This window comes from Natronoflexus pectinivorans (assembly GCF_004345615.1).
Classification (GTDB): Bacteria; Bacteroidota; Bacteroidia; order Bacteroidales; family Marinilabiliaceae; genus Natronoflexus; species Natronoflexus pectinivorans.
The window spans coordinates 229,785-250,731 of sequence record NZ_SLWK01000006.1 but is presented as its reverse complement, the minus strand read 5'-3'; the positions used below and the strand labels follow the sequence as shown (position 1 = coordinate 250,731).

18 protein-coding genes and 2 riboswitches are annotated in these 20,947 nt (G+C 41.6%); of the genes, 3 read left to right on the top strand and 15 right to left on the bottom strand.

Features of this window, described 5'->3' with window-relative positions:
- Positions 1-20 precede the first annotated feature (20 nt).
- Positions 21-428, top strand: coding sequence for a sensor histidine kinase (locus EV194_RS10215; RefSeq protein ID WP_207915993.1), 408 nt, complete (start codon positions 21-23; stop codon positions 426-428).
- Here the strand turns inward: EV194_RS10215 and cobC are convergent.
- The 12 genes from cobC to EV194_RS10155 form a co-directional block, all read right to left on the bottom strand.
- A complete protein-coding gene (gene cobC / locus EV194_RS10210) occupies positions 409-960 on the bottom strand; it encodes an alpha-ribazole phosphatase (protein ID WP_132433931.1) in 552 nt (183 codons plus the stop codon). The two genes, EV194_RS10215 and cobC, sit on opposite strands and share 20 nt — an antisense overlap.
- Positions 961-1,060: 100 nt before the next feature.
- Positions 1,061-1,807, bottom strand: a complete 747-nt coding sequence (locus EV194_RS10205) for an adenosylcobinamide-GDP ribazoletransferase (protein ID WP_132433930.1) — start codon at positions 1,805-1,807, stop codon at positions 1,061-1,063.
- A 149-nt stretch (positions 1,808-1,956) separates the two neighbouring features.
- The gene (gene cobT / locus EV194_RS10200; protein WP_132433929.1) at positions 1,957-2,952 is read right to left on the bottom strand and encodes a nicotinate-nucleotide--dimethylbenzimidazole phosphoribosyltransferase; all 996 of its coding nucleotides are present in this window, start codon (positions 2,950-2,952) and stop codon (positions 1,957-1,959) included.
- Between the two features lie 285 nt (positions 2,953-3,237).
- On the bottom strand, positions 3,238-3,747 hold the full coding sequence (gene cobU / locus EV194_RS10195) for a bifunctional adenosylcobinamide kinase/adenosylcobinamide-phosphate guanylyltransferase (protein WP_132433928.1): 510 nt from the start codon (positions 3,745-3,747) through the stop codon (positions 3,238-3,240).
- A gap of 5 nt (positions 3,748-3,752) precedes the next feature.
- Complete coding sequence (locus tag EV194_RS10190; protein ID WP_132433927.1) at positions 3,753-4,157, bottom strand: DUF4430 domain-containing protein; 405 nt, start codon at positions 4,155-4,157, stop codon at positions 3,753-3,755.
- 218 nt (positions 4,158-4,375) lie between these two features.
- Positions 4,376-5,482 carry a YncE family protein gene (locus EV194_RS10185; RefSeq protein WP_132433926.1) on the bottom strand — a complete coding sequence of 369 codons (1,107 nt, stop codon included), beginning with the start codon at positions 5,480-5,482 and terminating at the stop codon, positions 4,376-4,378.
- A gap of 73 nt (positions 5,483-5,555) precedes the next feature.
- Positions 5,556-7,487 carry a TonB-dependent receptor plug domain-containing protein gene (locus EV194_RS10180; RefSeq protein WP_165921855.1) on the bottom strand — a complete coding sequence of 644 codons (1,932 nt, stop codon included), beginning with the start codon at positions 7,485-7,487 and terminating at the stop codon, positions 5,556-5,558.
- A 168-nt stretch (positions 7,488-7,655) separates the two neighbouring features.
- Positions 7,656-7,920: riboswitch (cobalamin riboswitch) on the bottom strand.
- 309 nt (positions 7,921-8,229) lie between these two features.
- A complete protein-coding gene (locus EV194_RS10175) occupies positions 8,230-9,027 on the bottom strand; it encodes a M15 family metallopeptidase (protein WP_132433924.1) in 798 nt (265 codons plus the stop codon).
- Between the two features lie 82 nt (positions 9,028-9,109).
- The gene (locus EV194_RS10170) at positions 9,110-9,937 is read right to left on the bottom strand and encodes an ABC transporter ATP-binding protein (protein ID WP_207915991.1); all 828 of its coding nucleotides are present in this window, start codon (positions 9,935-9,937) and stop codon (positions 9,110-9,112) included.
- Complete coding sequence (locus EV194_RS10165) at positions 9,927-10,946, bottom strand: FecCD family ABC transporter permease (protein ID WP_207915989.1); 1,020 nt, start codon at positions 10,944-10,946, stop codon at positions 9,927-9,929. Before EV194_RS10165 ends, EV194_RS10170 begins: the two co-directional genes overlap by 11 nt.
- Complete coding sequence (locus EV194_RS10160) at positions 10,947-11,756, bottom strand: ABC transporter substrate-binding protein (RefSeq protein WP_132433923.1); 810 nt, start codon at positions 11,754-11,756, stop codon at positions 10,947-10,949.
- Between the two features lie 244 nt (positions 11,757-12,000).
- Positions 12,001-12,657: a Dph6-related ATP pyrophosphatase gene (locus EV194_RS10155; protein ID WP_132433922.1), complete on the bottom strand. Its 657-nt coding sequence runs from the start codon at positions 12,655-12,657 to the stop codon at positions 12,001-12,003.
- Between the two features lie 79 nt (positions 12,658-12,736).
- Positions 12,737-13,021: riboswitch (cobalamin riboswitch) on the bottom strand.
- 88 nt (positions 13,022-13,109) lie between these two features.
- Between EV194_RS10155 and EV194_RS10150 the strand changes: the two genes are divergently transcribed.
- Positions 13,110-16,040: an FAD-binding and (Fe-S)-binding domain-containing protein gene (locus EV194_RS10150; RefSeq protein ID WP_132433921.1), complete on the top strand. Its 2,931-nt coding sequence runs from the start codon at positions 13,110-13,112 to the stop codon at positions 16,038-16,040.
- 2 nt (positions 16,041-16,042) lie between these two features.
- On the opposite strand, the gene dprA is transcribed toward EV194_RS10150, so the two are convergent.
- Positions 16,043-17,158: a DNA-processing protein DprA gene (gene dprA, locus EV194_RS10145; RefSeq protein WP_132433920.1), complete on the bottom strand. Its 1,116-nt coding sequence runs from the start codon at positions 17,156-17,158 to the stop codon at positions 16,043-16,045.
- 16 nt (positions 17,159-17,174) lie between these two features.
- On the bottom strand, positions 17,175-17,624 hold the full coding sequence (locus EV194_RS10140) for a hypothetical protein (RefSeq protein WP_132433919.1): 450 nt from the start codon (positions 17,622-17,624) through the stop codon (positions 17,175-17,177).
- Positions 17,625-17,762: 138 nt separating this feature from the next.
- Between EV194_RS10140 and EV194_RS10135 the strand changes: the two genes are divergently transcribed.
- Positions 17,763-18,200 carry a hypothetical protein gene (locus tag EV194_RS10135; RefSeq protein WP_132433918.1) on the top strand — a complete coding sequence of 146 codons (438 nt, stop codon included), beginning with the start codon at positions 17,763-17,765 and terminating at the stop codon, positions 18,198-18,200.
- Here the strand turns inward: EV194_RS10135 and EV194_RS10130 are convergent.
- Positions 18,184-20,568, bottom strand: a complete 2,385-nt coding sequence (locus EV194_RS10130; RefSeq protein WP_132433917.1) for a glycoside hydrolase family 127 protein — start codon at positions 20,566-20,568, stop codon at positions 18,184-18,186. The genes EV194_RS10135 and EV194_RS10130 overlap by 17 nt on opposite strands.
- Between the last annotated feature and the right edge of the window lie 379 nt (positions 20,569-20,947).

Here is a 20,947-nt window from a genome sequence, read left to right as displayed (position 1 = left end):
TAAATCAGGTTATCAGCAACATGAATGCCCAATTCAAAGTAAAAAGAATAAACGTTCATATAGAAATAACCAATCCTATTTACGTTTATGCCGACAAAGACATGGTAAACTCCATTATTCGTAACCTTTTAAGTAATGCAAAAAAAATCTCTATGCCCAATGGAAAAATAAACATCTCTGCTAAAAAAAGAGGAAAAATGATAGAGATTTCAATTGAGGACAATGGAGTTGGCATGGATGAAAAAATTGCTGAAAGCATGTTTTCGCCCAAAGGCATTATCTCACAGCAAGGCTCACAAGGAGAAAAAGGCTCCGGACTGGGTCTAATTTTATGCAAGGAATTTGTTGATTATCACAAAGGAGAGATTTGGGTTAAAAGCAGCATTGGGAAAGGTGCAAAGTTCTATTTTACTCTTCCGATATTTTAATCAGAGTAAACAGCTGACCATAATCAACACGAGTATCAAAGACCTCTTTAATTTCAATATTTCGAATCAATTTAATGAATATCCTAATTGGGCCACCATGAGAAACTACTAAGATTTTTTGTCCGTGATACTCCCTATTGATTTCATCATAAAACAGTTTTACCCGGTGAACCATTTCGTGAAATGATTCACCTCCCGGAGGTGCAACATTTATATAATCCTCAAAAAACAACTTCGCCATAGCAGATGATTCAATATCTGACCACATCTTTTGTTCCCACTCTCCAAAATTAAGTTCTTTCAATCTATCATCAAACACAATTGGCTGTCTGTTTTTTGAAATGGCTTCTGCCAAAAGTTTGCAACGCTGCAAAGGACTGGAAAATATCACATCAAATTTTGAGTCCTTAAGCTTTTCAGTAATTTTGGCATGCACTTTTTCATAGCCGGCCGGAAGCTCTATGTCTGTTTGCCCATAACACAAACCTTCAGGCGCAACGGTTTTTATATGTCGGATGAGAGTGAGTTGCATGACAATGTTTATAGTTTTGAGTCTTGAGTTTGTAGTTACTGAGTTGTCCAGCGAAGTCCGGTTAATTGGGAATAATAAATCAAGGTAATTTCAGGAATTACTAAGTTACATGTAGTGTTACAACAACCAAATAAATAGCGACTTCGCACAATTGTTGCAGTGCGCCTAATACATCTCCACTGTATCCTCCGGTGCGTTTCATGATGTATAAACGAAAAAGGACAATTACGATTGCGCACGCAACAATGATTCCGACTGAATGTATCCAGTTCAGGAAAAACAAAGGGATAGCTGAAGTTAACATGGCTATTATTAATGAAGTGACGGATGTTTGATTCCCAATGGGCTTGGCTTTACTCAAAGCATCTTCCCGAATATACGGAGTAGTAAAAACCAAAACCACAGGCACGAAACGGCTAAAAATATGTGCCGAAACCAAAATAATGAAAAGATATGGTATGGGAATCGCCAATAAAGCGGTGTATTTAACTGCGAGAACACTCACCAGCCCTATGGTTCCATAAGTACCCAAACGACTGTCCTTCATAATATCGAGGATTCGCTCTTTGGTCATGCCGCCTCCGTACCCGTCGCAGAAATCGGCAAAGCCATCTTCGTGAAAGGCTCCGGTAATAAAAATGGTGGCAATTATAGATAGTAACAGTGCCAAAGGCAACGGAAGGACCAATAAGGCCAACCATAAAACACCAGCTCCCACACCGCCAACAATGCCTCCCACCAAAGGAAAAAACCGGAGTGCCTTATTGAGCAGTTCCTTAGAATATGGCAGATTCGTTGGCACCGGTATTCTGGTGAAAAACATGATGGCAGTGAGAAGTGTGTTCATATTGTTCTTTTTAACGCAAAGACGGGAAATCGCAAAGTGATAGAATTTAGATTTTTAGAACTATAGAGCTAAGACCAATAGAATAGATAATGAAAGTGGATTAAAAACCATCAAGAATCTGCAAATCTATCAGCTTATTCTCTAAACATCTATTCCTTGGCGACGCCTGCATCTTCAAAGCTGGCCATTTCGTTAAGAAAAGCCAATGCAGATTGAATAACCGGAAGTGCAACAGCAGCACCGGTTCCTTCCCCTAGTCGCATACCTAAATCAAGAACAGGATTAGCATTAAAATGTTCCAAAAGCGTTTTGTGTCCTTTTTCGTTTGATGTATGGCAAAAAACCGCATTGTCTTTCACCGAAGGTTCAAACTGGCAAGCTGTCAACAAAGAAGATGTGGCAATGAATCCGTCCACCAGAATAATCATGCCCTGTTTGTAGGCCTCAAGAAAGGCTCCGGTCATCATGGCTATTTCAAGCCCGCCAAAAGCAGCCAGTGTTTCCAATGGCGTTTTGGGATTATGCTTTTGAGATACCGATTTTAACACCGAGGTTTTATAATCCAATTTATCACCAACCATTCCGGCTCCGGCACCTGTGCACTCCTCTATTGGCAAGTTTAAAAATCTATGCATTAACAACGACGATGGCGATGTGTTGCCAATGCCCATTTCTCCAAAACCAATGGCATTGCATCCATGTTGAACCTCCTTCAAAATAAATTCTCGCCCCTTATCAATAGCGGCCTGACACTCCTCAATGGTCATGGCCGGTTGATGAAGCATATTTCGCGTTCCATTTGCTATTTTGGCATTAACAATGGGCAGATCAGTTGGAAAATCGAAATCCACTCCTGCATCAATCACTTTGAGACTGATTCTGTTTTGTTTGCAAAAAACATTAATGGCGGCTCCGCCTGACACAAAGTTCATCACCATTTGCCATGTAACCTCTTTTGGATAAGGACTCACCTTTTCATCGGCAATACCATGGTCTGCCGCAAAAACCAACATGGTTGGATTTTTAATTTCCGGTGATAAAGTGTTTTGAATCAAGCCGATTTGGAGAGCAATTTCTTCCAACCTACCTAATGAACCGGGAGGCTTGGTTTTATTATCAATTTTGAGTTGTAATTGGGTTTTCATATTTCAAAAGATTAATAGAGTTTAAGATATAAGACAAATAGACGAGTTCAACAGATCGTTTGACGTTTAAATTATTAGATACTAGTAAGTCTTTTAGTATCTGTTAATAAATTAGCATGACAGAAAATTTATATACATTTGATAATTAGACATAGAAAAGAAAGAACTATTAAGAGTTAAAAGAAAATGCACTACATTGTCCGCATATAGCACTTTCTATCTTTACAATCTCATGTTTACTTATCTCATATCTAAAGATCTTATATCTACTTATCTCAATTCTTACTATTTTATTTTCACCGGGATTCCGGAAACCATTAAAATAACCTCATCGGCCTGTCGTGCGATGTGTTGATTCATCCACCCTTGTAAATCGGTAAATTTTCTGGAAATATCCGACCCTCCATGGATTCCCATGCCTATTTCATTTGTCACTACATAAAGATGGTTGTCGCTTCTGGTAAATATTTTCCATTCTTGCTTTGCTTTGTCCAAAGCCTTTTCGGAATTATAATTACAATCGTGAAACAGGTTAGTCAGCCAAAGTGTGATACAGTCTAAAAGAATGGTTCTTCCGGCAAGTTTCACATTTGATAAATGATGATCTTCCTCAATTGTTTCCCACTGCTCACCACGGTCGGACTGATGTCTTCTGATGCGCTCCGTAAAATCTTCATCCCAGTAACGTGCTGTTGCCAAATATACCGGGTTCTCACTTACCTCCTCTGCCAGTTTCTGAGCATAAGAGCTCTTCCCTGAACGTTGTCCTCCTGTAATAAGCGTTACCTTCCTCATAAATTCTATTTAGTTGAACATACATCGTCACAATATCGCCACCTGACCACGTCTCCGGCATTCAGGCTATTACTAATGGCCAGTTTTGTTGCCGGGTCACCATTAACCGTATAGTACCAAACCATACCGCCTCGTTGATTATGGAAGGTATCAATGGCCGATACAAAAACATATTCGCCAACCGGGCGAGTGGATACCGCCGCACAATACTGAAGTGCTGCCATGGCTGTTAACCCCTCGTACCAGTGAACTTTTGAAAAAACCTCGTCTGCATCCGAACCATAATGTAGATAGACTTCTACATATCTATCCGCTGAATGGCTCTCACCTTCTGAGATTTGACCTCCGCAGCGAGCCATAAAAATAATAACCACAAACAAAAGCAAGGGCAGTTTTCCTGGGTTTAACATAATGCTACATTTTTTAACCCGTTGCAAAATTCCGCTGTGTTTTCGTTAAAACACAACGGAATAATTGACAACTTGGGCATTACAGACAGATAAAACAGTCAATTTAAAGATTTAAGACCTATAGATTTTTAGATCATTAGACAAAATGGGGTATAATAACGACCATGGAGCAAGCTAAGAGTGCGCTTCTGATAGTTCCATATTAATGTGCTGCTAACCTAATTTATAAAAAATGCCCATGCGGGTGAACGACCAACCTGAACATCTTTTACAAATGATTTGTCACGCTTATATATCTGCATTTTCCCGGACTCAGTGGCACCTAAAGATATTAGCAGATAAATATTTCCGGTATCGTGATTAACCGTTACACCATTGGCTCCTGTCAAATTATCGACAAATGGAGAGAAAGCACCGGATGCTACATCAAAGCTATAAAGTGCCCCCATTTGTTGCCAATTACCTGCGCCAACCTCTACCCATGAGGAAGCTAATACGTATATGGTAGAAAAATCTTTATCGGGAGCTATCACCGAACCATAACCCGAGCTGATTCCATCCAAAGAGTAAACTTCTTCCAACGTTTTGGTGGCTGTATTGATGTACCCAAGACCGGTATCTTCTACTTCAAGTGTGAAAGAACTTAATAGGGTAACATACAAATTGTTATCTGCATCCTCTATAAAATAGGAAGTTACGCCCGGCGTTTCAATGTATTCAATTGACTCGTAATTACTTAGGCTGACAACTGCCACAGATTTACGATAGTTCAATGCTGCATATAAATGCCCATTGGCAATGGCCAATCCTTCCGGCCCGCCCGGCAAAGGAATGGTTTCAACCACTTCGTTGGTGCGTGTGTCAATTTTGGCAATGTAGGTGTCCTTCATTTCGTCCCAATCAGGATTGCTACCCCAACACGACACATAAATATAATCGCCATTACCAACAAAAAAACGAGGCTTGGCAATCCCCTCCGAAATACCGTTTGCGGTTTGCTGAAAAAGTAGGTTTGTTGTTATAACTTCATCTCTTTCGTTACCCATCATATAAATAGTACCATTATAAACATTGGCATATTGAATGTTAGAAAGCAACTCAAGCCCATTGTTTTGACGTTTAAAATAGAGATTGGTAACCGTATCAGCTTTGTAATCGTATCGGGTGATGCTGGATGGAAGTTTTCCAAAATTACCGTAATTCACTATGTAACAACCAATGGTTGTTTCATCAAGTTCATACTTGTTGTTATCATCATCGGAACAACCTGTAAAAATTGCTCCCGTTAAAAGGAACAACACCCAAAAATTTAATATTTGTTTCATTTTAATATAATTATAGATATTAGACATTAGATTTTAGATTTTTCCCGAAACATTCGGGATTACATGCTGACCTTTAGTTTCTTGCAAAATTTAAATCAACACTAACTGATAAGTTATAAGTTCTACCAGGCATGGCGTAATATCGCTCATTTTGATAATCTTCGTTTAATAGATTCCTGATCTGTGCCATCAAAATAAGCCCGTGCTGGTTAAAGGGAATCCGGTAGTTTACCCCCACATTTGCTAGGAAATGCGATGGCAGGGTATTGCCATCGTTATCGTAATATCGCTCACCAGTATAGGTTATATCCGTAAAACAGTTCAAATCTCTCCACTTCACCTGCAAAAAGGTGTTACCCATATGCAGAGGGGCATATAACAGTTGTTGCCTATTTACCACAGAGGCAGTAATATCCTTTACTCTCTTTACCGGGTTGTAAGTGTAGTTGAGTCCGGTCTCAATGGTATATTCTGAAAACTCCACCCCTTTGTGATACTGTATTTCAACTCCCTGGCTCTTCACCTTTTGGATGTTTCTGGCTTGCCATTCTCCAAAATTCCTCCACTCGATCCAATTGTCTACATCCATTTGAAATCCGTTGATTCTAACACGGTCGTACCCTGATTCTCCCTGATAAAGAAGTGTTATTCCACCTTCGAAATTGATGCCTTTTTCGGATTTCAAATCCGGATTTCCCTGCGTTCCCCAAAACCGGTCGTTTAATGTTGGTATCCGATAGCTTCTGGAAACACCTGCATTAATGGTAGTTCGCAACTCGTTGCTCATGTTCACAAAATACTCTGCCATCAGAGATGGTGCGAATGGAGTATTGAACCCGGTAACATACGGCTGTCGCAAATTAACGGTGGTTTGTAAATTTCGAATTGGCGCATAAAACCAACTAACAAAGGCATCAGCCCGCTGCTCGTATTTGATGTTTTCGCGAGAGTATGCGTGCACATCGGGAACAATATACTTATATTTTCCTCCCACACGCAGCTCCTGCTTTGAGGTAAGATTGTAACTCAAAAGACCTTCAGTTACCAATCGTCGGGTAGCCACTATCTGGTCGGGAATGTTGTCATAAATTTGCTTATCGTGTACATACCCCGCTCCCACTTTGTATTGAATAACATTTTTTGAATTATCATATTCCACCCAGCTACGGAAGTTTTTATTATCCAGCTCCTGTGTAGATTCGTAAGTAACATTTGAAGCCATATTGGGTTGCACCTGATGCCAACTCTCCTCATACCAAAAAGAGGATTTCAGGGTTTCACCCGGCTCAAACAGGTAATTAAACTGTTGCAAAACGCCCCGATTGTGCACTTCAGCTCCTTGCTGCCGATCCTTAATAGGATCGGGATTGGTAAATCGGTTGAGGTGGTAAGGATTTTTGAATGAAAACCGGTTTTTATTTTCGTAGTTATAGAATTTTGTCACCGACTCCCAAACATCATTGCCCAAATAGAGTTTTTCACCATAAAAGTGTTCCCCATAAGATCCGTTCGAATAGGTCCGGTAATTTCTCACACCTTTTGTCCACTCATGGTTTTGTTCCAGATATATAACTCCTCCGATGGCTCCGGAGCCATTAATAGCAGATGAACTGCCATACTGAACATCAATCCGGTCGAAAAGAAAAACAGGGATTTTGGTCATATTAGAATGACCCAAGGTGTGACTATTGATGTTAATTCCACCAAAGTTTATGGCCGTATGATCAGGAGCTGTACCCCGAAAACGAATGGTAGAAAGTCCTCCGGCATTTCCTTTTATATAAATTGGAGAAAACCTAGAAAGCACCTGCTCCAAATTTCCCGATTGGGAAATTTGCATTTGAGATGCCGGAATCCGGTCAATTTTTGTTCCCGGCTGAAAGCGCCGGTAACTACTGTAAGTTGTAACCTCCTCCAGAAAAATGGAATCAATAACAAAGTCTGACTCACCGGCAAAAAGTGGTACCGTGAGAAGAAAAGTAATAAAAAAAGAAAAACGTCTCATGCTTAAACTCATAAATATGAGCTAAGGGTAACATCATTTGTGAAATATTCGTGGTTGATTTCATGCAATACAATCATCTTTGCATAAGTACCAACCGATTGCCAATGATTAAATTTATCCGGACGAAAAATGGCACGTTTCACAAGCTTTAATCCCGAAGCTTTGTTAATAAATGGTAATTACTTGGCAGGTCTTCTGGCTCGTTCCTGTTTTTGAAGGCCTTCCCGGTTTTTCAGTGAGCAGTGAGCAGTAAGCAGTAAGCAGTGCAAATGGCATCTGATAACTGATTAACCAGTGGCGAAGAATATCAAAAACTTAAAAAGAACTTACAGCTGCGGGTACAGCTCCGGAATTTTCCTTGCGGAATCACCGGATTCCCTTTTCATCCCCTCTGCGAAACACAGATCGGGAAACCAAACTTGGATGCAAATTTAGAGTTTTATTTTGGATATGGAAATAATTAAACAAAGTTTTCTGGAGAAAAATTTACACTGGCAGAAAGCATTGAAACCATGCATAACCACTGGCTTACAATCCTTTAAAACATGCGAATATAAACCCTACGGGAACTCACCCCCCCTCCGGCTTAAAGCATACTGAACTCCCGACTGTGGATTTGTCCCCCAGGCATATTTCAACTTTGTCCTTCTAAATATTACTCATTAATATAATTTACATGATAGGGGCTATAACAACTAATGCTCTTTCGTCCATGACATTTGAAACACTTGGGCAACCGGAGTTATTCGGGTAACCGAGCAGCCTGAACATGCATCCAATCAAAGTTTCTTTTCCTTCCTAAACTTATCCACCCTTCATCCTCCCAACATTTCCACCAATCATCATAAACTGGATTAGCCAGAAGGGCTTTGTCGCGTCCCCATCTTAATTGATTCCTATCAGGATCAAAATCAAGCGCAATGCCCCAGGCATGGGTTGACCAAAGTGCTCCATTTCGCACCGGGCGGTTGTTGAAACACCCGCCAAACAGATCTAACCTTAACTTTTGCAGCTCTTTTAGCCCATAGATATCTCTAACCCTTTGCAGCACTTTCACAACACTATCGGCAACTTTTTTATGGCAGGAAGTTTTTTTTACTTTAGTTCGCAATTGCCATGCCAGCTTCATCTCATACGGAAGATCTATTGATATCAGATTAGAACCCCGTTCTCCATAAAAATCATAAAACTTTTTGGTATGTTGCACCGGCCATTGGTGGGGATTAGGTACTACAATCTCATCGGGACGCCAAAGTGGTTGTGGTTTTCCATTCTCTATTTGATAAACCAACTCATCGAAAGCAGCCTGAGTACGTGGCCCCCAAAGTCCGTCAATGGGACCGGGGTCGATGCCTCGGTCATTGGCCGACAGTTGAATAAAACCAACCATCTGTCTGTTTTTTGCCCAGCCATGATTTAACCCATTAACTTTACTAAGACCTGCGGCAGTAAGAGGACCTGCTATGCCGTCAATGCTTCCGTTGTAAAGACCCTTTTCTTTTAAAAGGGCTTGAACGGTTTTAATTGTCTTTGTGTTCATAGATAAAAAATGCCGATAATTTATTGAAAAGTTACAACAAATTATCAGCAATAGCCAGCAAACATGTAACATGTCTATCGAACTATTCCGACCTCTTATACCTCTCCTGCACCTCTTTCAATACTTTTTCTGAAACCAGAAAAATGGCAGGTTTGCCCGATAAAGGATTATTTTGGGTTACCACTACGGTGTTGTAAACGTCTTCGATGTTCTTGTAGTTTAACACATCAAGAGGAGCTCCCATGGTATGCACATCACCATTGTTCATCATGATAAGAAAATCACAATATTCAGCGGCAAGGTTCAGGTCGTGAATAATCATTAAAACGGTGAGGTTGGTTTCCCGATTGAGGCGTTGAATCAGGTTCAGAATCTGAACCTGATGAGTAATATCCAAATGAGACGTAGGTTCATCCATCAGCAGAAGTTCGGGCTCCTGCGTTAAAGCTTGCGCAATGGCCGCAAGCTGCTGCTCACCGCCACTGAGTTGCGACATCAGCTTTTTTGCATGACGAAACACACCTGTCAGCTGCATATATTTTCTAGCGATGACCCGGTCTCTTGCCGATTCAAAAAATTGAAACGACTGCCTGTATGGCAGACGTCCAAGCAATACGTAATCTTCAACAGTAATGTCGGCAGCATCCGGAAACTGCGAAACCACAGCCACTCTCCTCGCCTTTTCGCCCAGTTTCAATTTTCCCAAATCCACATTTTGAAGCAATATCTTTCCCGATTTCGCCTTTAACACACCTGAGATTCCTTTAAAAAGAGTTGTTTTCCCGCTTCCATTGGGACCAATGATGCCTGCGAAAACACCCTGCTTCAATGAAACTGAGACATCTTTGAGGTTGAAACTGCGGCCATATCCGCAACACAACTTATCTATTTTCAGGTAATCAGCCACCATGTTGTTTGCGGTTTCTAAATTTGTTTAATACAATAATAAATAGTACACCTCCGGCCATACCGGTTATCACCCCAATTGGCAGTTCGTTGGGAGATATAATGGTACGAGCAATCACATCGCTGAGAATTAAGAAGAAACTGCCTCCCAGGAAACTCCCGATGAGAAGAAACCGATAATCAGAACCGGCTATTAATCGAATCAAATGGGGAATAACCAACCCCACAAAACCAATGACACCCGCCACCGAAACACAAATACCTGTTAGAAGAGAGGCCACTAAAAACAAAATACGAATGGTATGTCTACTGTTAATGCCGAGATGTCCGGCTTTATCCTCTCCCAGTAACAATGCATTTAGCGGACGGGCAAAGAGATAACTGATGGCTAATCCGGCCAAGGATGAAAATAGAGTAATTCTTATCAGCAAGCGATTGGGTTCATCCAATGAACCCATAATCCAGAAAATAATTCCATGCAGATTTTCCGCAGTAGTAACCGACATTAAAAACATCATTGAAGAAGATGCCACAAAACTTATCATCACCCCAATCAAAAGCATCTTGTGAATATCTGTTCCTCCGCGAAGAAAGCCAAGTAAACTCACCAGCAAAATGGTCGCCATGGCTCCGAAAAACCCTGATAACGGCAACATAAACATGCCAATGGTGAAATGCATTCCGGTGACAATGGTCAGCGCCACGCCAAAGGCCGCACCGCCTGAAATGCCCAGCGTGTATGGTTCAACCAGTGGATTTCGAAAAATCCCCTGAAGAATAGCACCGGACAAACTCAGTGCTCCCCCCACTGCAAAAGCCAATATGATTCGCGGCATGCGAATTTCTGTGAGAATGAAATACTCCATTCCCTCCTTTTCTTTTAAAACAGGAATGATATCAGCCAAAGAGATGGATGCTTCTCCAGTGGTGAGAGAAAGCAAGGCCGCCGCCAACACCAGCAGCAGAATGACCAGAGTAAATATCATCCAAAATATGGTTCTGCTCTGCATCATCTATTTAATCAGCTTTTGACGGATTATTTGCATGGTTTTAGCAAAATCCGGCGGATTTGGCGTACACGCCATATCCGATTCAACAAAAAACACCCGGCCACTCTTTACAGCACTCAGCGTTGGATACTTTTCCCAAATTTGCATCTCCTCTTCTCCAACAATACCCATGGTAGCTATAATGATGACATCAGGGTTGTTTACCAAAACAAACTCCCTTGAAAGGGTTCCGGTGCTGAGTCCGGAAGCGATATTCCTACCCCCTGCGAAAGTGATGTAATCATCCATAAAAGTGTTATCCAAAACTGAAAAGAGCGGACGGGCTCCTATTTGGAAAAAAAACTTCAGTGATTCCTGGTCTTTGAATGCCTGTCGGGTCTCTTCAACAATCTGTCGGGTCTCAAACAACACCTCCTCTGCAACTTCTTTTCTTCCAACCATTGCGCCCAATTGTGCAAATTGCTCACATAGCTCCTCAAAAGAGCGTGCGGTGGGAAATACCTCTGTACGAATACCTGCTCGTTTTAAAATTTCAATGGTTTCGGGGTTTGTTATGGTGGTAGCCAAAACCAAATCCGGTCGCAAAGTAATCACCTTTTCAATATTCACCGATACTGCCGATGCTACAATCTCCTTGTCATCATCCTTTGCAATATGACAATAAGTGGTGTGTCCCGTCACCAAATCAGCCGCGTCTAAATAATAGAGGCTCTTGGTCAACGATGGCGCCAACGAAACAATGCGTTGCGGTGTTTGTGCAAACAAACCGCTGAAAATCGTCAAAAAAATTGGAAATATTATCGCTCTCTTCATTGTTAATAGATTGTTAGACTATTAGAATAATAGATGTAAGATACTGAGCACAGTGAAGTCCCGCTCAGTAGGATTAGATAAAACATCTTCTATAATTTTAAGCAATTTACAAACATCACAAACAGACTCACATCCATCTGGCAATCAACCAATCAAAAAAAAAAACACCAACGAACTATTAATATTATAGAACAAGACAAAATAGAAATCAGTTGTGTCTAACATTGTTTATATCTATTTAAAACTAAGGAATGACTTTCAGTCCCAAATAATAATGGCTCTCATCCTCCCATTTATCTCCCGACTCAAAAGCAACCGCCTTGGTAAAAAGCGGCCCATCAAAAACAAATGTATGATATTCTCCCTGCTCGGCAGACAGGTCAATCCCAAGCAGAGATTTCATTTCTGAAAGAAATTTTTTGTCGATGATTCGGCCAAGCCACTCTTTCCCTAGTTTTGTCTTTTTTACTGAAACCACCATTGATTTAAAACCATCAGCCACAAACCATTCCGGCAACATCGATGTATCCATACCCCAAAGTGGAAATACAGGTGTTACACCAACTTCGCCACAGACCTCCTCTATCCACTCCCGGTGTGCATCAAGATAAATATCACCAAAAATACCGTTTGTAACTCCTCTGTTTTTTAATTCAGAAATAGCCGCAATAAAATTGGTTCTATATTGACCCTTTGAAGTAGGACTTTGTATCAGTTCTATATTTAGTTGCTCAGCCTGAGCCTTTATCAGGGCAGAATCCAGTCCATGAGAACCGGATTTTAATCCGGTTTCGTCGCACATATTTACCAAATGGCTTACCGTAAGTTCTGATTGAAGCAGAAAACGGTGCATGGCATACATGCAATCCTTTCCTCCACTCCATGAAACAAATGCACTCATTTGAAAACAATTTTACTCCTCAAGAGAAAAGAACAGCGTATATCGGCCTCTCAAACTTTTTTCCCGAAGTTCAGATATATTACTCGATTTGCTTATGGCAGGTCTTCTGGCTCGTTCCGGTTTTTGATGCCTTCCCGGGGGGATAGCTGGTGAACTGTTTAGCTGATGAGCTGGTGAATTTTTTAGCCGGTGAACTTATCAACTCATCTGCTCTTCAACTTATTCGCTAAAATCCCAGTGGCAAAGAATTTCAAAAACACTAAACGGAACTTACAGCTGCGGGTACAGCTCCGGATTTTAACCGGATTCCCTTTTCATTCCGAATGCGAAAGCATTTCGGAAAACCAAATTCAATTGCAAAATTACACATTTAACTTTAAGGAGTCGTTAAAAAGTTCTCATTTCTATATTATTTACTATTTTTGGACTCTGAACCAACACTTTCATTTTCCATGGATGACCCGTATCCCCCCTTTGGGGAACTCGATAATCTTTTGAAAGGAGAAGTGCTCACCGACATTTTGTCGCGCACTTTATACGCTACCGATGCATCGGTGTACAAGGAACTGCCAATGGCCGTGGTGTTGCCTCGCGATGCCACAGATGTTTCCATGATTGTTCGCTGTGCAGGCAAACACAACATCCCACTTATTCCGCGGGGAGCCGGTACCTCTTTAGCCGGGCAGGTGGTGGGCAATGGCATGGTGGTGGATATTTCCCACCACATGAACCACATCCTTGAAATCAACACCGATGAAAAATGGGTTACGGTAGAACCCGGCGTTGTTCTGGATGACTTAAACAGAAAGACAGCAGAGTACGGATTATTCTTTGGACCAGAAACATCAACATCCAACCGATGTACCCTGGGCGGAATGGTTGCCAACAACTCCTGCGGCTCGCACTCCATAATTTATGGCAGCACCCGTGACCATATCATCGAAGTCACCGGATTTTTATCCAATGGCGAGGAAGTAACTTTTCGTCCTTTACAAAAATGGGAGTTTGAGAAAAAGTGTCGTGAAGAGACCCTGGAAGGTGAAATATACCGCTTGATGCGGGAAATTTATACCGACAACCCTGTACGCAAACAAATACGCAAAGAATATCCCCATCCAGATATAAAACGCCGAAACTCCGGCTATGCACTGGATCTGCTTCTGGATACCGTTCCTTTTAATCAGGACGGTGAACCATTTAACCTTTCCAAATTAATCGCCGGCTCCGAAGGGACGCTTCTGTTTATCACATCCGTGAAGCTATCACTGGTTCCGGTGCCTCCGCCACATAAAATCCTTTTGTGCGCCCATTTCAATAATTTACAGGATGCCCTCACTGCCAACATTGAAGCAGTTCACCATCACGCTCCAGATGCTATTGAGTTGATGGATAAAAACATTCTGGATTTAACGTTGGATAATCCTTTACAGCGCACCAACCGTTTTTTTATTGATGGAGATCCTGCCGCATTGCTTTTAATAGAATTTTCAGACCATTCGGAAGAAGAGGTGCTGCATAAAGCTGAAAACACGTTACGTGTTTTCAAACAAAAAAACATGGGCTATGCATGGCCAATGGTTTCAGGCAATGACATCAATCGCGTGTGGGCATTGCGCAAAGCAGGTTTAGGTGTTCTTTCAAACATGAAGGGCGATGCAAGACCAGTCACCCTCATAGAAGATACAGCAGTTCGTGTGGATGACTTGCCGGCGTATGTTGAAGATATTGACAGAATGCTTGCCGGCTACGGAAAAAAGTGTGTTTATCACGCACATGTTGGTTCAGGCGAACTGCACATCCGCCCGGTTCTTAACCTGAAAAACAGTGAAGACATAAAATTATTCAGACAAATTGCAGAAGATACCGCCAAAATTGTAAAAAAATATCGTGGTGCTTTAAGTGGAGAACATGGCGATGGGCGTTTGAGGGGTGAATTCATTCCTCTAATGGTGGGGCAGGAGAATTACGAACTCATGAAACGGGTAAAAAACATCTTTGATCCGCATGAGATTTTCAATCCGGAAAAAATCACCGGAACGCCTCCCATGGACCAGGCTTTTCGATATCAGCAGGTGAAGGATGCAAAAATAGGGAGAACACATTTTTTCTGGCAGGAAGAAGCGGGACTTCTGGGTGCAGTTGAGCGTTGCAGCGGGTCAGGCGACTGCGTAAAAAGCAGTCTGGCCGGAGGAACCATGTGTCCCAGTTATATGGGAACCCGAAATGAACAACACTCAACCCGCGGACGTGCTAATATTCTGAGAGCCTTTTTACAAGGACAGAACGGAGCAAATTCCCTTACACATCACGATATAAAGGAGGTATTGGATTTATGCCTCAGTTGCAAAGCCTGTAAAAGTGAGTGTCCTTCAAGTGTGGATATGGCAAAGCTCAAGGCCGAGTTTTTACAACACATTGCCGATGCAGAGGGTGTTTCCTTCAGCTCCCGCATCATGGCCAATCTTCCCATGGTAAATCGGTTCTTATTCCCCTGGCGAAGATTCGTTAACCCTTTATTACAATCCCAATGGTTAAAACCACGACTGAATCACTTTGCCGGAATCAGTCCAAATCGTACACTTCCAATATTCAGTGGGCAGAGGTTTGACACATGGTTTAAGAAAAAGGGAGGACTCATTGATGATTGGCCAAACGGAAAAGTGATGCTGCTGGCTGATGAATTCACCAATTTCTACGACAGTGAGATAGGAGTAAAAACGGTGCTGTTACTGCACCGTTTAGGCTACGCAGTAGTTCTGGCTCCCGTCAGGGAGACCGGGCGTACTCAAATCAGCAAGGGTTTTTTGCATAAAGCAAAAAACATTGTCAGAAATAATTTATCCAGGCTAAATGGAAAAGTTTCAGATAAAATGCCACTGGTCGGGATAGAACCGGCGGCCATCCTAACATTCCGAGATGAATATCCCGATTTGGCTCCGCCTGAACAACGAAACCTCGCTCGAGAGATTGCCCGAAACACTTTTTCCATTGAGGAGTTCCTTCACCGCGAAATGCAAGCCGGAAGAGTAAAAAGGTCTAGTTTTACCAACGAAGAGCGTCATATCCGTTTTCATGCACATTGTCATCAAAAAGCTCTCATGCAAACCTCTGTCATTGGTGAAGTTCTCTCTTTTCCCGAGAACTACCGGGCAGAAGAGATTCCTTCAGGATGCTGTGGAATGGCCGGTGGGTTTGGCTATGAAGAGAAAAATCACCACTTATCATTAAAAATTGGAGAACTCACCCTGTTCCCTGAGATAAGAAAAACCCCAAAAACCACATTATTGGCTACTTCAGGACATTCATGCAGGCATCAGATAAAAGATGGAACTGCAAGGGATTCTCTTCACCCTGTGGAGATTTTATTTATTGCTTTGGTTTAAATTTACAACAACTTAAAAACACCACCCGGTCGGCTCTTCACCAATCCTTTAAATTCCATATCGAGCAAGGTTGCCGACAGTCTCCCGATGGGCATTCCAAGTTGAAGCCCCAGCAAATTCAAATTCATCTCTTTCTCTGCCAAAAGCACCTCCATTATAGCCTTTTCGTCCGGAGTTTCGGCAGACGCAAACAAAGATCCCTGCACAGCAGATGTCCCAACCGTTTTGCTTTCCCACCCAAGAGCGTACTCAAAGTCATCGATATCCTCAATAAGTGCTGCGATGTTCGTTTTAATAAGTTTATTACATCCACCCGAAGCTTCATCGTTCACCCGTCCGGGAAATGCCAGCACATCCCTGCTGTAACTATTTGCAATCCCTGCCGTAATCAACGCTCCCCCTTTTCGGGCGGACTCCACCACAACAACAGCATCGCACAAACCTGCCACAATGCGGTTACGTTTTACGAAGTTAGGTCGGTCGGGATTGGTTTCAGTCATAAATTCGGTAAGTAACCCGCCTCGTTCGGATATTTCACGTGCCGTGTGATGATGAGTTCCCGGGTAAATCCTGTCCAGTCCGTGAGCTAAAACAGCAATGGTTGGAAGGTTATTTCTCAAAGCTGCACGATGCGCACAGATGTCTATCCCATAAGCCAGTCCGCTCACAATGACCGTTCCCGGATGACGCACAGCCAATTCCTGTATCAGTTTCTCACAGTTTGTAACCCCGTTATCGGAAGGCCTTCTGGTTCCAACCACACCGATGATTCGCGCAGCGTCCAACGAAGCATTGCCTCTATAATAAAGCATCAAGGGGGCGTCCTCGCAAAAAGCAAGTCGCCGAGGATAATCCACATCGGTAAAAAAGTAGGTTTCTAAACTCTCTTTCTCCACAAAAGCCATCTCCCTTTCGGCCTGTTTCAGAATAGAGACAAAATCGGTTTCACGAAGTTTTTGAGCCATGACACTACCTATTCCTGGGATCTTCTCAAACCGGCTTTTAGTATCAAAAATCGCTTCTATGGAACCAAGATATGCTATTAAATTTCTTGCCAATTTTGGCCCAATTCCTTTTATCAGGCTTATGGCTATTTGGTATTGTAGTTGGGTGTCCACGGTTAAGGTTGATTATTTATCTGCTAATTTTATCGAGAAATTCAACAATGATGGCACGTTCGTCTTTTCGTAATGCCGTAAAACCTATAGGAGGATATTTTGCCAATCCACGACCGGTCTCTTCAAAGAGGTAGAGATAATGAAACAGACCTCCAAACTTTGACTTTACCTCATATTTATGAAAACGGCTCAATGGAATTTCCATCGCTTTATATTCTCTTCCCACCGGTAATAGGTTAAAAAACCGGATGCGAAAAACTTCCTTCTCCGACTCAACTTCAATGTAATAAAAGCCGCCTTGCCCGAATACCAAAGCAATGGTTACAATGGCAAATCCGAGCAAATACTGAAATAACGGATTCACTTCCACTTTTAATACAAATGAAAGAACGAAAAGCGTTAGAGCAATTAACCATGAGCCTGCAAATAACTGAATATATCTGCTCGATGTTTTTTTGTTGTTCATTTTTTTAATATAAGCTGATTATTGAGGGGCAAATATCTGTAAAAATTGTTTTTTGTTTCTACAAAAAACAAAATATTTAATGAAATAACAACTACAATTTCCTATTTTTGATATTGTTGCTTATCTAACACAAAAAACATGGAGCCAAACTCTATCCAACTTACCTCATTTACATTCCCTCATGAAGCTCAACAGGCAGTGAGCTACTTGGCGGCCAATGAAATTTTTTGTACTCTGAAGGACGAAATGACAGTCACCGTACATCCGTTTTATTCAAACGCCATTGGAGGAGTAAAAATCATGGTGACTCCATTGGATTTCGAAAAAGGAAAACAACTTTTGATCCAGGGGGGGTATATTCAGGAAAACAGTATGAAAACAGAAATGAAAAAATTCCCTACTGATACGAAGTGTCCGTTTTGCCAGTCTGAAAATATAGATAAAAAAAGAACACCCGGTATAATGACAATCATATTGTATATTACACTTGGTGCTCTTTTTCCTGTTTTAAAATCCAACATGATTTGTTACGAATGTAACAAATCATGGAAATTCAGAACTATCTCATCAACCTGACATAGAAAATTCCGCCGGCGACAGACCCTTCATGTGCTCTAAACATCAGCAAATGCCTTCCATTTAGTTGTTTATCAACAATTTCTGACGGAATTTGATAATCCATTTCAAAGAAACGGTCTCCCTGAGATCCATCAAGATTTACTGTGGCCAAGACCTCTCCATTCAGGATGATATCAAAATTTCTGTCTCTGTCTAAACCATAGTAAGTTACTCTTAAAGTTTTAGCTTCTGCCTGCCTATCGTTCAAATAATAGGAAAACCATCCGGATGCATGTCTCCAATGTCGATTTTGATGGACACCAGTCTCTGTCTGCTCTCCCTGAAAGCCTCTGTCCGATTCGGGTTGCTGTTGCCCCGTTTCAACACGGTCTATGGTTTGTGCTTCAAGAGCCATCAATACTCGCTCTCGCTCTTGCAATTCAACCCGAATCTTCTCAATCTCATCAGATGTTGCTGTTTGCCAGTAAACCATGTATCGGGCATCGTGAAGCTTATAAAAAGGGATCAATTCCAGATCGGAAAACTCTCTGGGATATATCAGTTCAGGAGCTGTAAAAGTCAGTGGACTATCGGATGATTTAACTTTTTCTGGCCAGTTTTCGTCATCCAACAACAACATTGGCGCGTTTTCTCGGGAAAATAAAGCTCCGTGTGCTATATGTCCCATTCTGCTATCATCTGCTACCAAGCCATCTAAATCCCTCGTTCCTGTTGAAGCCGTCAAAACAATCGGTCCATGCAAAAGAGCCAAAAAGGGTGAGCCGTCCGGCATCTCTTCTCCATAAGTGAACATCGGCAGTTCAATCGCTATTTCATCACCAGGGTTCCAGTTGCGGCTCACTGCAAAATAGTCTCCGGGCGAACTGTTGCCTCTAATCCTGCGCCCATTCACTTTAACGGTTAAGCTTCCTGGCTTAACCCATTGAGGATGACGTATGAATACTCCAAACTCGCCGGAATTGTTTTCATCAATTGTTATCGTGGTCCTCTCCGATTCTGGGAAAGTTGTTTGCTGCGATAATTTAATCCCTTTTTCCTTCCAGTTTAGTTTAGATGGGATAAACAAATTCACATATACATTTTTGTCATCATGTGCATAAATCAACTCTCCGTATTTCGCATGATTTTCTATTCCGGAACCTACACAACACCAAAAAGTGTGCTCCGGGTTTGAATAAACCCGATAATGCATGGGGCGCATGGGGGTAAAATACACCAATCCACCATGCTCAGGATGTATCGAAGCAAGAATATGGTTATAAAGAGACCTCTCGTAATAATCGATATACTTTAGGTCGTTGCGACTAAAATATAGTTGCTGCGACAACTTCATCATATTATATGTATTGCAGGTCTCAGGACCTTCACGTGATTCAATCATAGATGAAAAGTCATCTTTGGGATGAAAATGCTCGTAAGTAGAGTTGCCTCCCATGGCAACTGTTCGGTTGTTAACCACGGTTTCCCAGAAAAAAGCAGAGGCTTCCTCCCACTCTCTATCGCCGGCAAGCTGAGCGGTGCGCATAAATCCAATCACTTTAGGTATCTGAGTATTTGCATGCATGCCTGTTAGTTGGTCTTCACCTGCAATTAAAGGGTCGAGAAGCATACGATGTGCGAACCTGCGTGATAATTCCAGGTATTTTTCTTCACCGGTAATAGCATAGACATCTGCAAATACTTCATTCACTCCTCCATGCTCTGATATCAACATCTGTTGTACCTGTTCATCAGATAAACCACTAACCAAATCAACACACCAGTCTGTGAGGTCAATAAGCATACCGAGTGCTTTCTCATTTTCGCCTAGAAGGTAAGCATCCCGAAGTCCGGCATATAGTTTATGGATATTGTACCATGGAACCCATTTCCCATTTAAAGAAAAATTACCAGCATTGATATGACCGGTTTTGATCTCCTCCCACATGGCCATACCTCCCGGTATTCCACCAACATATCCATTGCCATTGGCTATTTGACAACGCTCCAATTCATCAACCATATAATCCAGACGACGTTTTGCTTCCTCATTACCGGTTGAGGCATACATTAGTGCAAATGAGGTAAGAAAATGCCCACCCGTATGGCCGTCAAGGCCGTCACTTTCCCAATTCCCATAACGAGGTGCCCGCGGTTCAAGTCCGGCATCAATTAAAAATGGAGCTAGCAATCGATCAACATCATGCGCCATTACATAGCCTTCGTTCATAAAACTAGCATGAGTAAAAGGACTCTCAAGCAAACTGACAGCAGAAAGGTGAAAAGGCTCTAATTCTCCAGATGGCAGAGGAGTTTTACCACAACTTAAAAACACAACCGCCACCACAAAAAGAAATGCTTTAAACCTAATTAGATTTTTTCTCATAAAAAGATGTTTTAGTTTGTTATGGCATTCTACATAATTAGAAACAAATAAAAAACATTCATGAAGTTACCACAACAATTGTATCTACACAAAAGATTAAAAGGTAAATATACTTTTAAAAGTATTATTAAAACAAATATCATCCAAAAAAAATATCATTTTTTTTAATAACATGCATTTTCAATAAACAAAAAGCCTTAGTCAACGGCACAAATTCGAACAACTCTCATTTAAAAGTATTATTTTTGTGGCTAATGTAATAGCTTGCAAGTTCCTTTAATATTGGCTTAAAGCAATCTCTTCATTTATAAAAACCTGCCAAAAAAGCATCTTGTAGCAAGAATATAGTCCTAAGAATGAGTTAAAGTCAAGTTTAACG